We start from the raw sequence: 17,090 nt of genomic DNA, 5'->3' as shown, positions 1-17,090 counted from the left end.
CATTAAATAATGAGAAAACATACTTCTGTGTCAGGCTTTGTTTTAGCCCTGATTGTATTATTAATTAATTTTTCTGTTTCTGGTCAACAAACCTTAAGTTTTAAAGATCATACTTTGCACTTTAGACAGGCAAAAGAATACTTTGATTCTAAAAACTATGTGGCTGCCAAAGAAGAATTTTCTGGCTATTTGTCGAGTTTAGAACCGCTTCAAATCAATGAACAAGCGGGTCAAAAAGTTTTGGCAGAATACTACATTACCATGTGTGCTTTGTACATGAGTCAGCCCGAATCTGAAATTTTGGCGGAAAGATTTATAGCAGATAATCCAGAACATCCTCAAGCAGTCAAATTGTTAAGAGGCATTGGTACGTTTTTTTATGACAATGGCGACTATTTAAAAGCCATTAAATATTTAAGTAAATCTTCTGAGACAAATCTAGAAGCGAAATACAAATTAGCCGTTTCATATTATGAAATGAAAAATTTCAAAAACGCACTACGTTATTTCAATGAAATTAAGGTTGAAACAGAGGAAGAATATGCATTTGCAGCTTCATATTATGCGGGTATCTTAAATTTTAAAGAAAAAAGATATGCAGATGCTGTAAAAGATTTCAATAAAGCGGAGGGAAGTAGCAAATACAGAAGTGATATTCCGAATTGGATTGCCATGTGTTTTTATCACCAGGGTCGATTCAATGAATTATTGAGTTATGCTGAACCTTTGTTGAAACAAAAAAATTCTCAATATAAATTAGATGAACTTTCTCTGTTAGTTGCCGAGGTACAATTTAAATTAGGTTATTATGAGAAAGCAGCTTCTAGCTATCAAATTAATAGTAATTTAAATCCACAATCTGTGAATAATCAAGTTCACTATCGATATGGATTTTCTTTGTATAAAATCAATAAATTCAATGAAGCGGCAGATGAATTAAAATTTGTGGTTGATAGCAAAGATTCATTAAGTCAATATGCAGCATTTACTTTGGGACTAGCTCAATTAAAAGCAGGAAATTTAGAGGCGACATTATTGGCATTCGAAAAAGCCAAAGCCTTAAATTTCAATAAAGATATCCAAGAAGAGGCCTTTTTTAATCATGCAAAAGTATTGTTGGATTTAGGTAAAGCGAGTGAAACGATTTACGAAATTCAAGAATTCAATAAAAATTATCCTACAAGTAAATTTAATGAGGAAGCCAATGAATTGGTTGCTGATGCATTCATAAGTTCTAACAATTTGAATGCAGCTATAGAATATTTAAAATCCATTCCAAATCGTTCTAGTAAATTAAATGGAGCTTATCAAACTTTAAGCTTCAATTTGGCTGTTAAAGCCTACAACGCAAATAAATTTGCAGAAGCTATTGAATTTTTCAACACATCGATCAGTAATTCAGAAGTAGAAGAAATTAAATTCCAATCAAATTTTGGAAAAGCGGAAGCATTATCGCAATTAAAAAAATACCAAGAAGCGATTCAAGTTTATAATCCATTGTTAATTAGTAACCCACCTGTTGCAAAAGCGGCTGAATTTTTACAAAAAGTACGAATTGGATTAGCTTACGCTTATTTTAACACAAAAGAGTTCAATAAGGCAAATACATTATTTAAAACCTATGTTGACAAAGAATTAGCCTCTCCAAGTGGTAAGAGCAATTCAAATGTATTATTACGTTTGGCAGATACTTATTTGGTATCAAAAAATTATGAAGAAGCCTTAACTTATTACACAAAGGCATATGATCAATTAAAAACAGAAAGAGATTATGCTTTGTATCAAAAAGGGGTGACACTTACTTATTTAAATAAAGAAACAGAGGCAAAACAGACTTTCAAACAAGTTCGTTTAGACTTCCCTAATTCTAAATATGTAGATGACGCAGTATATCAAGAAAATGTCATCTCATTCGATAATAATAAGTACAAAGATGCCATTGCTGGATTTACAGATTTAATTGATAATAAATCAACGAGCCCATACTTTACTCAGGCATTATTGAAAAGAGCACAAGCCTATGCTAATACCAGTCAGCATGAATTATCAATTACTGATTACAAAAAAATCATTAATGAATTTCCTACGGACAAAACAGCTAAAGATGCACTGATTGGATTACAAGAGGAATTGAATGAAGTAGGTAGACCAGAAGAATTTGGTCAATTATTAACCACATTCCAAAAGAATAGTCCTAATGAAGCCGAAAATATCGAATTGGAATATAGAGCAGCAAAGGGAATTTATTTAGGTGAAAAATATGACAAAGCGATTGCGCCATTAAAATCTTTCATTGAAAAGTATCCTAGTAATGATAATTTAGTAGAAGCTACATATTTATTAGCAGATGCGGCGTACAGAATCAATAACAAAGAAGAAGCATTAGCTGCTTATAAAAAAATGATTGAGCAAAATGCACATCCACAAGTAAATAGAGCCATTCAACGATCTGCAGAAATTGAATTAAGCAACAAGAATTACAATGCTTCGATCGAATTGTTCAAAAAGTTTAAGACTAAAAATTTAGAGAAAAAGGATTTGCAAATTGCTAATAATGGCTTAATTACTGCTTATTTAGAAAGTGATAATGTAGACTCAGCATCGATTGTTGTTGATGAAATCATTACTACTGAAGGTAATTCAGAATTAGAGAAAGCAGGTATTGCTCTTAAAATTGCAGATGTTTATTCATCAAAAGCAAATGTCGAAAAAGAAAGAGAATGGTTGAATAAAGCCATTTCATTTGATAAAAACGATTTAGGTGCGAATTGCCAATTGCGTTTAGCTACACTTTTATTTAAGGAAGGTAAATTCAAGGAATCAAGCGAAATGATTCTTGACAAATTTAGAAATCAGTTCTCAGAGGCTTCTGATTCAATTTTAGGAAAAGCTTACATATTGTTAGCTGATGATTTTGTTGAACTTAAGAATGTACCACAAGCAAGAGCTACATTGAAATCTATTGTAGATAATTCTAGCGACAAAGACGTGATAGAATTAGCTAAAACCAAGTTAAATGCATTGCCAATTAAATAACAGCTTAATTAAGAAAAAATGAGATTCAGCGATTTAGCCAAAAAAATATATATTCTTTCGGGCATTAGTTTATGCTTACTGTCATTTGTTGCTAATGCTCAGCAAACTAAGAAAGAAGGTTCTATTCAAAATGAAGATATTATTATTGATAAAGAACGTAAAATCGAATTACAACCACAGGTCAACCGTAGTTTTGATCCTTTGAATGAAATTGAAAATCAAAAGAAGGGTAGAAAAATGAAATATGACTTTTTAGAAAGAAGATGGGAAGGGTTAAACTTACCAACTTTGACTAATAATATTTTAGGACCAAGAGATGGAGATGAATTAACTTCTGCCTATGGTTCTAAATTTAAAAATGTGATTAAAGCTGGTGTTGGTAATTATGGCCATACCTTATTAAATGCACATTTTGGAATAACTCCATCAGAGAATCAGTTTAGAGGTATTTATATCAGTCATGATGCAAACCGCAAAGGACCCAATTTATCTACCAATTCTGCAAGAAATGACAATGAAATTAAGGTTTACAGTAAAACTTTCACCAATAACTATTTGTTAAATGGATCAATCGATTATAAAAGAACTAGTGCTAATTTTTATGGTAGAAAGGATTTTGTTAATATTCCCTATGATGAATATTTAAACATCAATTACGACAGATTCAATTACATTGGAAGTATTAGTAATGCTAAAAAAGATGCTAAAGTAGATTATATAGCTACTTCTGGTTTAACATTTATCACCAGTAATAAACTTGATAAAGAATGGGTTTGGGATAGTAAAATTCAAGGAGTAATGAAATTGAATGAAAAATTGTTCGCATATTTCAATGGAGACATGTTACTTTCTGAATATACTAGTATAGGAAATAATAGAAGACAATTATACCGAGTAAAACCTAGTTTTTTATTTAAAAACAATCGTGTTTCAGTGCATGCCGGAATTAATGTTGTGAATGAGAAAGATAGGATAGAAGGTGAAAATCAAACAAGTTTATTTCCAGTAGTAAAAGTAGATTTTAAACCAACAGATTTTTTACATGTTTTTGCAGGTTTAGGAGGAGATACTTATTTCAATACCTTTAATGCGACGGTTAGACAAAATCCTTGGTTAGCAAGAAACATTCAATTAAAGAATACCCAACAGACAGCTAATATATTTGGAGGTTTAAAAGGTAGTAATGAAAGAAATATCGATTTCGAATTAAAGGTTGATTATTCTGAATTTAGTAATTTAAACTTCTTTGTCAACTCATCAGCAGATTCATCAAAATTTGAATTAGCCTATGCTGGAGGACAAAAGAAGGTGCAAGTATTAAATTTTTCAGGACAATTTAATTTTCAACACAACGAACGATTATTGTCAGTTTTAAAATTTGATTACAATAATTATTCTAATTTAGGTGAATTAGAAAAAGCTTATGGAAGACCTCTTTTGAGTATTTCGTATACAAATTCAATTACCTTCAAGGATAAAATAATAATTTCACCGGATATATATTATATGAACGGATTATATGGTTGGAATCCTAAAGAAAACAAATCTGTTAAACTTGAAGATATTTTGGACTTGAATTTGAAAGTGAATTATTTAATTACTAAAAAATTCAATGCTTTTGTTAGTACGAATAACCTATTAGGTAAAAATTACCAACGCTATTTAAATTATCAATCTTTAGGACTTAATTATACTGTAGGATTAGCTTACTCTTTCTAAAATGAAAAATTATCAATCCATTTTAACGCTTATTGAAAATTTGATAAATGATCATAATTGTATCATTATACCAAATTTTGGAGGATTCGTTGTAAATATTGAGGATTTTAAATTAAGTAAGGATCAACAGAAAATTTACCCAAGAAAAAAATGGATTGCTTTCAATGAAAGACTAAAATCTGACGATGGCTTATTAAGTACTCAATGGGCTGATTTACAAAAAATAAGTAACAAAGAGGCATTCAATGAGATTAATCATTTTAGCAAATTCATTAAATCTGAATTAGTAAAAAATCAAACCCTTCAATTAGGTAACATTGGTGCTTTTCATTTAAATTCAGAATCCAACATTATTTTTAATCCAAATTCTGTATATAATTACGACTTATCTATTTTTGGTTTAACGGAGGTTAACCTTTCTGATGTAAGTACTTTAAAAGAAAAGACTAAACCTGTATTAGTAGAGCCGATTCATGAAGCTGAAATCCGAGAAGAAATAAGTTTGGAAGAAATTGAAAATGATACTAATCGCCAAAGAGTTATTTTGCCTAAACATTATATATATACCATTTTGGCATTTATTTTTGCAGGATTTAGTGCATATTATTTGACAGAGCCAAATTCACGTTATGTAAATAGCTCATTTAGTCCTTTTACAATTAAAATTGCTAAAACAAAAAAAGATATTCCTTCGCAAAAAGTAGCAATAAAAAATTCAGCTATTCCAAAACAATCCAAAGTTCCTGATAATCCCATAGATTCAACGATTACCAATGAAACTGCAAATTCAAGTGATAAGATTTACCTAATTGCGGCTAGTTTCTTGACCAAAGCTAAAGCCGAAATAGCAATGAATCAATTAAAAGAAGAGGGGTTTTCCGAAACTGAAATATTGTCAAAAAAAGAAAATGAGAAATTTTACCGAGTTAGTATTGGTATTAAAGAATCATTTGAAGAAGCATATAAAGATGCTGCAAAATTAAAAAAAGAAAAGAAAATAGATATTTGGGTACATAAACCATCATTATTATGAATCAAATCCTTTCACAACAAGAAGAGGAAAAAAGAAATCGAATAAAGGCTTTAATTTATACGATCATCATCAATGCTGCATTATTTTTTATTTTCATCACGGTTAATATTTGGACAAGTGAAGAAATTAAAATGGAATTACCAGCAGGTGGTTTTGAAGTGAATTATGGTAATTCAGATATAGGAGGTGGAGATATACAAACCAAAAATCAAGTAAATGATTTGTTAAATGAAGAAGAATCTAAACCTTCTGAAGAAATAAAAGCAGCGGAAAAAGAGATTGTAAAACCGAAAGTAGATGAAGCAACCTTATTAACTTCAAAAGTAAAAAGTCCTGTTAAAATTGAAGCTAAACCAATCGAAAAGAAAGTTGAAACGGCTAAAGTTGTTAAAAAAGAAGTCGTTCCCGTAGAAGTAGCCCCTAAAATTGATGACAATGCTTTATTCAAAAAGAAGTCCACAAGTAATGGAACAAAAGGAACCAATCCTAATCCAGGTGGAAATTCTAATGGTACAGACGTAGGAAAATTAGGAGATAAGGGCCAATTAAATGGAGACATCAATAATTCTGCGATCTATAAAGGTCAAAAAGGAAGCAACGGAGGTTCTAATAATGGAATTGGTGGAGGAAATGGACTTTCTGTTAATTTAACTGGTTGGGCCTTAGCCTCAAGACCTCAAGTAAATGACGATTCTGACGAAACAGGAATCATTCGATTTTCAATTAAAATTGATGAAAATGGATCCATTATTTCTTTAAAAATAGTGGAAACAACTTTATCTGCTTCGGTTGCTCAAAAATATAAACGTGCCATTGAAAAATTAAGCTTCAAGCCTACCTCATCTGGTGAAAGACCTGAAGTTTCCACGGGTAGTATTATGTTTAAGATTAATTCCAAGTAAAATTTCCGTTTAAATGAACATTTATGAATTATAAAGAAGTAATCGCTTTTTTATATTCTCAACTTCCTGTTTTCCACAGAGAAGGTAAAAAAGCCTATAAACCTGGTTTAGACAATATTCAAGCTTTGTGTGAATTGTTTGGAAATCCCCAAAACGATTTGAAATGCTTACATATTGCTGGAACAAATGGTAAAGGAAGTACATCACATTTCATGGCCTCTATTTTGCATGAGGCAGGATATAAAGTTGGATTATATACATCTCCACATCTAAAATCTTTCACAGAAAGAATAAAAATCAATGGAGTTGAAATCGATGAAAATTGGATTATCAATTTTGTAACCAAAAATCAGGAGCATATTAAAAATTTACATGCTTCATTTTTTGAATGGACAGTTATCATGGCATTTTGTTATTTCAAAGAACAAAAGATTGATTGGGCCATCATTGAAACTGGTTTAGGAGGACGCTTAGATTCAACGAATGTAATTAATCCAGTTGCGTCTTTGATCACCAATATTAGTTGGGACCATCAAGATGTCCTTGGAGATACTTTAGAACAAATTGCAGCCGAAAAAGCAGGAATCATCAAATCGAATGCCCCTGTCACAATTAGCGAGAATCAATTAGAAACCAAAAATATATTTCTACTAAAATCTCAGAAAGTACAAACAGAAATCCAATTTGCTGAAGATAGCATCGAATTAAAAGATGTAGAAGTTGTTGATTCAACACAAAAATTAATTTTACAATTCCAAACAAATTTGTGGTCAGCGATTTTCATTGAGAGCCCTTATCTTGGAAAATACCAAATTAAAAATATAAGAGGAATACTTGCTTGGTGCGAACAATTGATTTCTAAACAATTAATAAACCTAAACATTCAACAAATACAATCGGGTATTAAAAATGCTCGGGAAAATACAAAATTGAAAGGTAGGTGGGAAATCTTACATGAAAATCCAAGCATGATCGCAGACACAGCGCATAACTTAAGCGGATTGAGCGAATTAATGGATCAAATTTCAAGTAAAAATTTTGATCAATTATATATTATTTTGGGAATGGTTGCTGATAAAGATATTGAAAAAGTGCTTTCAATATTACCCAAAACAGCAAAATACATCTTTTCTGAAGCTAATAATCCAAGAGCCTTACGTGCTGGGGAATTACAGCAACTTGCAGAAAAGGCGAATTTAATAGGAGAGGTGTGCTCCGATGTCAATAAGGCAATGTCCAAAATTTTGAAGATCGCAGATAAAAATGATTTTATTTTAATAACAGGCAGCACCTATTTAGTGGCTGAAATAGATAATTTATAAATTGAGTAGAAGCAAACAACATAAGTACGACCTAGCAGAAGAATTAGATAATGTTATTCAAAGTCCCATGGATTTTCATTCTGCATGCAAAGGGAAATGGAAAAGCGATTTTTTCAAAAATGATCATCCCATTGTATTAGAAATTGGTTGTGGAAAAGGAGAGTATACTTTGGGACTAGGAAAATTATTTCCAGAAAAAAATTTTATAGGTGTAGATATTAAAGGAGATCGATTGGCATCTGGTGGACTGAATGCTAAAAAACAGCTCTTAGATAATGTTTGTTTTTTAAGAATTCATGTTCAATTCATTACTGATTTTTTTAATGAAAATGAAATTGATGAAATTTGGATTACCTTTCCTGATCCAAGACCTAAAGATAGAGATGAGAAAAAGCGATTAACGAATCCATTTTTTTTAGAAAAGTATCATTTGATATTAAAGCCAGAAGGATTACTCCATTTAAAAACAGACTCAGATTCGTTATTTGATTATTCGATAGAAACAATAGAAAAACCCCAATGGGAAAAGTTAGTTTTAACAAAAGATTTGTACCAATCGACTTGGAACAATGATCACTTTGGTATAAAAACTCGATTTGAAGAAATATTTTACAACAAAGGTTTTTCCATTAAATATTTAAGAGCAGTTAACAAAAAAGAGGCCCGATAAGGCCTCTTTTAAAAATATTACTTTTGGATGAATTAACCAACACGTGCAATTAAATCTGCAGCACGAGATGAATATCCAAATTCATTATCATACCAACCAACTACTTTCACCAAAGTTCCCATAGTTGAAGTTAATTTTGAATCGAAAATACAAGAGTGAGAATTTCCAATGATATCAATTGAAACGATTTCATCTGTTTGGAATTCTAAAATACCTTTCATAGATCCTTCTGAAGCTTTCTTCATCGCAGCATTGATTTCATCTGCAGAAACTTCTTTCTTCAAAATAGCTGTAAATTCAGTTACAGAACCATCTGGAGTAGGAACACGCATTGAGCTACCATCTAATAATCCTTTCAAGTGAGGTAAAACTAAACCTACAGCTTTAGCAGCACCTGTTGAAGTTGGAATAATTGAATAAGCTGCAGCACGTGCACGACGTAAGTCAGCATGTGGTGCATCTTGTAAGTTTTGATCTGCAGTGTATGAGTGGATTGTTGACATGTATCCTTTCTCTAAACCAAATGCATCATCTAAAACTTTAGCCATTGGAGCTAAACAGTTAGTTGTACAAGAAGCGTTTGAAATGATTGTCATTTCGTCTGTCAAAGTATCTTCGTTAACACCTAAAACTACTGTTGGAACATTTCCTTTAGCAGGAGCGGAGATAATTACTTTACGAGCACCAGCAGTTAAATGCTGTCCAGCACCAGCCTCATCTACAAAACGACCAGTTGATTCTAAAACTACATCAATTCCTAAAGCACCCCAAGGTAATAATTTAGGATCACGCTCAGCTAATGCTTTGATAGATTTACCATTTACTGTAATTGAATCCGCATCAGAAGTAACAGTACCGTTAAAACGACCGTGAACTGAATCGTACTTTAACAAATGAGCTAAAGTAGCATTATCTGTTAAATCATTAATTGCAACAATCTCAACATTCTCCTTCTCTAACAATCTGCGAAAAGTAAGTCGACCAATACGACCAAAACCATTAATAGCAACTTTAATTTTTTTCATTGAATAAATTAATTTGATTTCCTGTAAAAATCAAAAATACCGATTTTTCATTAGAATAACAAAATTTGAATCGAAAATGTGCATTTAAAGAACCTAAACAAGCAATATACAAAAGTAAACAAGCAGGTATACAATTAGCCTTACAACTAATTATATGTAAAATTCGCTTGAATACGTTTTTTATTCAAAAATATTTTGCATATTTGTATGTAGAATTTCACTGCAATTCAAAAGGGGAGTAGTTCTGACAGAATGTCACTTGTCTTTTTAGCTAAATTATCTGGCTTTTTTCACAAAATTTTATTTGGAATAAATTATCAGTTAACTGATAATCAATAAGTTAACTTATTAAAGTTGAAGTTAAACTAAGGGTTCATTTTCACTCTAAATCTTTATTTAAAAAGTGGAAATCAAGATATTTTAAAGAATTAACAAGGATTAAAATCATTTTCATTGTAATTTGCATACTTATTAAAAATGCATACTTATTATATGAATTCATTGGAAAAAATCATCCAAGAGGCTTGGGATAAACCAGAACTACGCCAAAATACTGAAACAGTACAGGCAATCGAATCAATTGTTGATCTTGTAGACAAAGGAGAGCTTAGAGTTGCTCAGCCCCTACCCGATGGGAGTTGGCAGGTAAACGAATGGGTAAAGAAGGCAATTGTTATGTATTTCCCTATTCGTCAAATGGAAGTGAGTGAAATGGGTATCTTTGAATACCATGATAAAATGTTACTTAAGAAAAATTATAAAGAAAAAGGTGTTAGAGTAGTTCCACCTGCAGTTGCCCGCTATGGTGCATTCTTAGCTAAAGGAACAATTTTAATGCCTTCTTATGTAAATATTGGTGCATATGTAGATGAAGGAACAATGGTGGATACTTGGGCTACAGTGGGTAGTTGTGCTCAAATAGGCAAACATGTTCATCTAAGCGGAGGTGTAGGTATTGGAGGAGTTCTTGAACCACCACAAGCAGCACCAGTTATTATTGAAGATGGAGCTTTTATTGGTTCTAGATGCATTGTAGTAGAAGGAGCTCATATTGGTAAAAAAGCAGTTTTAGGAGCAGGAGTAACTATTACAGGAAGTTCAAAAATTATTGATGTAAGTGGACCAGAACCGGTAGAGTACATCGGATTTGTACCTGAAAATTCCGTAGTAATTCCAGGAACGATTCAAAAACAATTTGCCGCTGGAACCTATGGCGTGCCTTGTGCCCTTATTATAGGTAAAAGAAAAGAAAGTACTGATTTAAAAACTTCTTTGAATCAAGCTTTAAGAGAAAATAATGTGGTCGTTTAATAACCACAAAAAATTAACTTTATACCCGGTTTAAACACCGGGTTTTTTTATGGAAAATGAATTAAAATTAGGCGAATACAATAGCCTTCGGATTATCAAAGAAGTTCCATTTGGATTGTATTTAGATGGTTATGAGGATGAAATTCTATTGCCTCTACAGTATGTTCCTGAAAATTATCAAATAGATGATTTTATTGAAGTATTTATCTACAGAGACTCAGAGGACAGAATCATCGCAACTACTTTGCGTCCAAAAGCGACAATCAACCAATTCGCATACTTAGAAGTGAAAGAGGTTACTCCATTGGGTGTTTTTCTAGAATGGGGCTTAGCTAAAGATTTATTAGTTCCATTTGGTCAACAGTGGCAAAAAATGACGGTAGGTAGATCTTATCTTGTGTATGTATATATAGATGCCCAAACGGATCGTATCGTAGCATCCGCTAAAATAGAAAAATTCTTAATTGATGAATCTGAGTTAGATGAAAACTTGTTTACAATTGGCAACAAAATAACTGTCTTACCATATGAACATACAAATCTTGGAATCAAATGCTTAGCATACAATTGTAAAATAGGGATCTTGTTTAAAAACAAAGTATTTACAAATGTAATATTAGGCCAACCGATTGATGTTTACATTGATAACATTAGAGAAGATGGTAAGTTGGATTTACGCTCAGAAGAAATCGGTTTAGTTCGTATAGATAAACAAAGAGATGCTCTTTTGGAAGCTTTGAAAAACAATAATGGGGTATTGTATTTACATGATAAAAGTCCTGCAGAAGATATCTATCAACAATTAGGAATGTCGAAAAAGGACTTTAAAAAAGCAGTTGGCGCTTTATACAAAAGTAAATTAATCAGTTTGCACTCCGATTGTATTTCACTTTTGTAAACATTGTCTCATTTTTTACTTTTGCAATATTTAATACATTTGTAATTTGCATTTGATAATTATTAATTTACCTTTGTAAAACAATCTAGTTTAATAAAGTAAATTCAATATGAACTTAAGTCGAAAGATCGAATTATTAATTCAGAAGAAACAAATGTCTTCATCTCAATTTGCAGATAAGCTAGGTATTCCCCGCAGTAGTATTTCCCATATATTATCTGGACGGAATAAACCTAGCTTAGATGTAGTTCAAAAAATCTTAAGCAATTTTCCAGAGATATCCGCGGAAGAATTATTGTTTGAAGACCAAACTTTGAAAATATTAAATTCAACATCTTCTAATTTCCAAGAGCAAGATTTGTTGAAAGAAAATTTGACGATTGGAACACTCTTTGATCAGAATTTAACAGAGCCTTCAGAATCGAATAAAAAAATAATTCTGGAGTCTGATACGGTACAGCCGAATCTCAGGCGCTCAAAAGAACGCCAAGAAAAAGAGCCTTCACCCTCTGAAAATGTTTCGAAACCAGTTAATTCTATTGCGAAATCATCTCAGATAAATCAATTGAACGAATTCACAAATACCTATCCTTCAACACATTTGAATAAACAAATCGAAAGAGTCATCATTTTTTATTCGGATGGAACTTTTACAGAAAGCAAGGCTTCTAATTAATAATTGTAATCCATTTCTTGGCACTTACCCACAAGTTATCCACACTTGTGCACATTTGTATTCACATATCCACACAATAGCCTAACAATTGGTAAATTTTCTCTATTTTTCGAGGATTCAGTAGAACTTATCCACAAAATCATGTGGATAAATGGTTAATATGTGTACAAATGGAAACATATTGAGAAAATTTTAAACAAAGATTGAATCGAATTAAGATTTTAAAAAGGGGAAATAATTGCTTAATTTTAAGCTTATTAGATTAAATATTGTATGAAAAAATTAGATGCATTAAATCAAGTAGCATTATTTCACCAAACATTTGGTGCTCCCATCATAGAGAATCCTGCCATTCCGTCAAAAGAACGCTGCAAGTTGCGTGTAAGCCTTTTAGCGGAAGAATTAGATGAATTAAAAGAAGCCATTGAAGCCTATGATATTGTGGAAATTGCTGATGCATTGTGTGATTTACAATATGTCCTTTCTGGTGCTGTATTGGAATTTGGTTTAGGGGATAAATTTGTTGATCTATTCAATGAAGTACAACGTTCTAATATGTCGAAAGCTTGCCAATCCTTGCAAGAGGCAGAAGCAACAGTGGCACATTATCATCAAAAAGATGGTACAGAAGCAGAAATTGTAGAGGAAAATGGGCTTTGGAAAGTTTATCGAAAAAGCGATAATAAGGTATTAAAATCCATTGATTACTCGCCAGCTAACCTAGTTGATATCCTTAAGAAATGATCAAAATACTGCTCATTGAAGATGAACCCAAAACCGTTCAATCCTTAAAACAAGGCTTGGAAGAAAATAATTATGAAGTAGAAGTGGCTTATGATGGCTTAATTGCTAAACAATTAGCTACTAGAAATACGTATCAATTGATTGTTTCTGATATTATTATTCCTGGTATAAATGGAATAGAATTGTGTAAACAATTAAGACAATTAGGCATTCAAACTCCCATTTTGATGCTTACTGCATTAAGTACAACAGACGATAAATTAATTGGGTTTGAAGCTGGTGCAGATGATTATTTACCAAAACCTTTCGATTTTAAAGAGTTTTTAGCACGAGTAAAGGCACTGATTAAACGCTCTAATCAAACAATATTAGAAGCACAAGTGCTAAAATTCCAAGATTTGGAACTCGATTTGACAAGTAAAATAGTCACAAGGGCTGGCCAAAAAATCAATCTAACTGCCAAAGAATTTCAACTCTGTGAATATTTCTTACGCAACCAAGAAAAAGTTATTTCAAAAGCTGAAATTGCAGAAAATATATGGGAAGTGGAGGATGAGAATAGTGCTAATTTAATCGAAGTTTATGTGAATTATTTACGCAAAAAAATTGATAAAGGATTTTCTAGTAAACTGATTCATACGCAATTTGGAATGGGTTATATTCTAAGAAAAGAATAAAATTATAGGAATATGCAGATACGTTCGAGATTAACTTATCAATTTACTTATTTAGTATCGGCGATTCTATTTGTTTCATACTTAATCATTTACATATTTTCGCAACAAAATTACCAGGACAAATTTTATAGCCGGTTAAGACAAAAAGCCAATACCGCCGCTGAATTATTAGTCAATGTTAATCAGGTTGATTCCAAACTTTTAAGGATTATCGATAGAGCCAATCGAGATATTCTATACAAAGAGAATATCATGGCTTATGATACTTGCAATGAGCGCATTTATCGTTCCAATGATACCATCAATTTTCACATTGATGTTGCACGTGTGAAAGAAGTTCGTTTGAAAAAAGAAATACGATTCCATCAGGATGATTTAGAGGTCTTAGGGACCGTTTTTGCCACTCCAGAAGGTAGAATTGTGGTATTTGCAGGTGCAGTTGACCAATATTCAGCCGAGAATGCCAAAGATCTAAAAAACATTCTAATTGCATTATTTCTGTTTTTTATCTTTATTGTAGTGATATCAGGATGGTTTTTTGCTGGTCAAGCGGTCAATCCGATATCAAAAGTGATACAGCAAGTAGATCAATTGTCCCCAAAAAGGCTTGAAGAAAGGCTTGAGTCGCCTGATTCTGAAGATGAAATAGGGAAGATGGTCTTTACAATAAATAGGCTCTTAGAACGCATCGAAAACGCATTTAGGTTTCAAAAAACATTTATTGCCAATGTTTCTCATGAATTAAAGAATCCATTGACGAAGATTTCCTCACAATTGGAAGTTAGTTTATTGAAGGAAAGGAAAATTGAAGATTATAAACAAACAATTCAATCTGTTTTGGAAGACACACAAGATCTTGCGGCTATCACGGAATCCTTATTAGAATTAAACAAAATAAGCATTACAGATTACCAGGCGGGATTTAATATCATCCGTGTAGATGAAATTATGTGGGAAGCACGCAGTTTAACGCAGAAATTACACAATGAATATAAAGTTAGTATTGATACCCAGTATTTGCCTGAAAATGAAGAATTACTTGAAATTAAAGGGGATGAAATGCTGCTATTAACAGCACTGAAAAACTTAATGGAAAATGCCTGTAAATTTAGTTTTGAGAAAAAATCTTTCGTTTGCTTAAAAATACAAGGAGACTTCATCAAAATTTATGTGAAAAATTTGGGCAAAGGCATTCCTAAATCTGATTTACCTTACATTTTCCAGCCGTTTTTCCGTGGCGAAAATACTGCCAATTCTAAAGGATATGGTATTGGCTTATCTTTGGTTGAAAGAATCATTACCTTACACAATGGAAATATTCAAGTTCAATCAGATATGAATGATTGGACAGAGTTTGTTATTAGTTTACCGATAGTTAAATTGATGTAAGATGTATGATGTAAGATGTATGATGGATGAAAGTGATTCTACATTCTTAATTCTACATTTTTAATTCTTAATTTCATTTGTTATATAATTTATATTATGTTAAATAGAACTTATAATAACCCAAATTGAACCAATTATTTGACTCCTCTAATAAATTCTTTTGCGATTAATAAAAGCACAATAAAAAAGCCCAGGATCAATTCCTGGGCTTTTTATAATTTTATAGATTTGAATATCAACTATTTTTCAATCTCTGCTAATTTACTTTCAAGCTTCAATTCTTTGTATAATTGCTTTAAAATTTCTTTTAAATCTTCATCTTTCTTAATGCTATACGCTTTTTCGAAAAATGGTAAAGCATCATTGTATTTTGCTAAAACTTTAGCTTCCACATTCTTACCATCTTTTTTATATGTTTCCATATCCATGGCGTTTACTTGCTTTTTAAATTCAGCTGCATCATTATAATTTAATGCCCCTAATTGGTACAATGCATCATAATAAGCTGGATCAATCGCTAATGCTTTAGTATAATATTGAGGAACATCTTCACGAATAGCTTTCAATTTAGCACCAATTTCATCAATTTTCGCCTTATTTTGAGCAGCATCCCCTACCAAAGCTTCTTGCTTAGCTAATTCAGCCTTTAAATCATCTAAAGTCTTATTTTGCTCAGCAACTGTTGCTTCTAATTTAGCAACTTGGCCTTGTAATAATCCTTTTTGCTTAGGTTGAGCCGTTTTCAATTTAGCTTTTGTACGTTTTACTTCGTCCAAATAAACATCTACCTGATCTTTTTGAGTAGCAATTTTTCTTTTAGCATCTTCTACTTTGAATGATTTGTCTTGAATTTTAGAAATTTCATCTTTCATTCCAGACATTTTATTTTCATATAACAATCCTAAATTAACCAATGACATCGCATCTTTAGGATCCGATTCAATTGTTTTCTTTAATTGTTCAATGGCTTGCTCAATACGATTAAAAGCAATTAACATATTAAACTTCTCGTTCTTTAAATCCTTATTCGTTGGATAAATTTTGATTCCTTGATCAATTAAACCCAAGGCCTTTTCTTCTTGCTTTTCTGTTTTATAGATTTGCGCTAATCCGTAAATAATCGCAACGTCCTTCCCTCCTATGCCCATATAATGCTCATAAGCTACTTTTGCTTCAGCATCTTTTTGACTCAATTGAGCTACAACACCCGTGTACATGGCTGCAGTAGTATCTTTTGGAGTAACTTCAGAAGCTTTAGACATGTAACGATATGATTTAGCAAAATCTTTACCTTGGTACTTAATAACCCCTAGGTTCATCAAAGCGCTATATACTTTCTTGTCGTCAAATAATTTTTCTGCCTCTTTCGCTGTACTTCCCTTTTTACCATCTTTTGTATCTAATTTAACAGCTTCACCGATAAATTCGATTGCTTTGAATGGTGCATCAGCATCTTTCAATGCAAGCGTTGAATCTGGAAATGATGCTAGATCTAAATAAGCTTGAGCTCTAGACAACCAAGTTTTTGCTTTCAAAGGAGCTTTTGTAGCTTCTTCATCCGACTTTTTAACAGCATCTAAAATTGCTTTTTTTTGAGCTTCTACTAAAGCTTTATCCACTTGAGCGAAAGTCGATCCTGCAGCTAAAGCCACAGTAAATAGGGTCAAAACTAGTTTTTTCATGTTTAC

Annotated in this window: 14 protein-coding genes; 12 read left to right on the top strand and 2 right to left on the bottom strand. The window is 31.9% G+C overall.

The annotated features are described in order from the left end of the window. The first annotated feature begins 9 nt into the window (after positions 1-9). The 6 genes from V7S79_RS01260 to trmB are packed head-to-tail and all read left to right on the top strand — an operon-like array spanning position 10 to position 8,682. Entirely contained in the window at positions 10-3,036 is a 3,027-nt protein-coding gene (locus tag V7S79_RS01260) for a tetratricopeptide repeat protein (protein WP_459488686.1), read from the top strand. Between the two features lie 18 nt (positions 3,037-3,054). Then, positions 3,055-4,755 (top strand): hypothetical protein, encoded by a 1,701-nt coding sequence (locus V7S79_RS01255; protein WP_459488685.1) that lies wholly within the window; start codon positions 3,055-3,057, stop codon positions 4,753-4,755. Between the two features lies 1 nt (position 4,756). Beyond that, positions 4,757-5,788: an HU domain-containing protein gene (locus V7S79_RS01250; RefSeq protein ID WP_459488683.1), complete on the top strand. Its 1,032-nt coding sequence runs from the start codon at positions 4,757-4,759 to the stop codon at positions 5,786-5,788. After that, positions 5,785-6,690: an energy transducer TonB gene (locus V7S79_RS01245; protein ID WP_459488681.1), complete on the top strand. Its 906-nt coding sequence runs from the start codon at positions 5,785-5,787 to the stop codon at positions 6,688-6,690. Before V7S79_RS01250 ends, V7S79_RS01245 begins: the two co-directional genes overlap by 4 nt. A 23-nt stretch (positions 6,691-6,713) precedes the next feature. Continuing rightward, positions 6,714-8,012 carry a bifunctional folylpolyglutamate synthase/dihydrofolate synthase gene (locus tag V7S79_RS01240; RefSeq protein WP_459488680.1) on the top strand — a complete coding sequence of 433 codons (1,299 nt, stop codon included), beginning with the start codon at positions 6,714-6,716 and terminating at the stop codon, positions 8,010-8,012. 1 nt (position 8,013) lies between these two features. Beyond that, a complete protein-coding gene (trmB, locus tag V7S79_RS01235; RefSeq protein ID WP_459488678.1) occupies positions 8,014-8,682 on the top strand; it encodes a tRNA (guanosine(46)-N7)-methyltransferase TrmB in 669 nt (222 codons plus the stop codon). Positions 8,683-8,714: 32 nt separating this feature from the next. Here the strand turns inward: trmB and gap are convergent, their stop codons facing one another. After that, a complete protein-coding gene (gene gap / locus V7S79_RS01230; protein WP_459488676.1) occupies positions 8,715-9,707 on the bottom strand; it encodes a type I glyceraldehyde-3-phosphate dehydrogenase in 993 nt (330 codons plus the stop codon). A gap of 492 nt (positions 9,708-10,199) precedes the next feature. Between gap and V7S79_RS01225 the strand changes: the two genes are divergently transcribed. From V7S79_RS01225 to V7S79_RS01200, 6 genes are all read left to right on the top strand, one after another. After that, entirely contained in the window at positions 10,200-11,018 is an 819-nt protein-coding gene (locus V7S79_RS01225) for a 2,3,4,5-tetrahydropyridine-2,6-dicarboxylate N-succinyltransferase (protein ID WP_459488674.1), read from the top strand. Positions 11,019-11,067: 49 nt separating this feature from the next. After that, positions 11,068-11,916, top strand: coding sequence for a CvfB family protein (locus tag V7S79_RS01220; RefSeq protein ID WP_459488672.1), 849 nt, complete (start codon positions 11,068-11,070; stop codon positions 11,914-11,916). Between the two features lie 109 nt (positions 11,917-12,025). Then, positions 12,026-12,592 carry a helix-turn-helix transcriptional regulator gene (locus V7S79_RS01215; protein ID WP_459488670.1) on the top strand — a complete coding sequence of 189 codons (567 nt, stop codon included), beginning with the start codon at positions 12,026-12,028 and terminating at the stop codon, positions 12,590-12,592. 273 nt (positions 12,593-12,865) lie between these two features. Further along, on the top strand, positions 12,866-13,336 hold the full coding sequence (locus V7S79_RS01210) for a pyrophosphohydrolase domain-containing protein (RefSeq protein WP_459488668.1): 471 nt from the start codon (positions 12,866-12,868) through the stop codon (positions 13,334-13,336). Beyond that, on the top strand, positions 13,336-14,013 hold the full coding sequence (locus tag V7S79_RS01205; RefSeq protein WP_459489262.1) for a response regulator transcription factor: 678 nt from the start codon (positions 13,336-13,338) through the stop codon (positions 14,011-14,013). Before V7S79_RS01210 ends, V7S79_RS01205 begins: the two co-directional genes overlap by 1 nt. Before the next feature lie 12 nt (positions 14,014-14,025). Further along, on the top strand, positions 14,026-15,402 hold the full coding sequence (locus V7S79_RS01200) for a HAMP domain-containing sensor histidine kinase (RefSeq protein WP_459488666.1): 1,377 nt from the start codon (positions 14,026-14,028) through the stop codon (positions 15,400-15,402). Between the two features lie 239 nt (positions 15,403-15,641). On the opposite strand, the gene V7S79_RS01195 is transcribed toward V7S79_RS01200, so the two are convergent. Next, positions 15,642-17,084, bottom strand: coding sequence for a tetratricopeptide repeat protein (locus V7S79_RS01195; RefSeq protein ID WP_459488664.1), 1,443 nt, complete (start codon positions 17,082-17,084; stop codon positions 15,642-15,644). Positions 17,085-17,090: the final 6 nt, after the last annotated feature.

Source organism: Aquirufa sp. ROCK-SH2 (assembly GCF_054558315.1).
The sequence above is the reverse complement of the archived record's forward strand: the minus strand, read 5'-3'. Positions and strand labels throughout refer to the sequence as shown.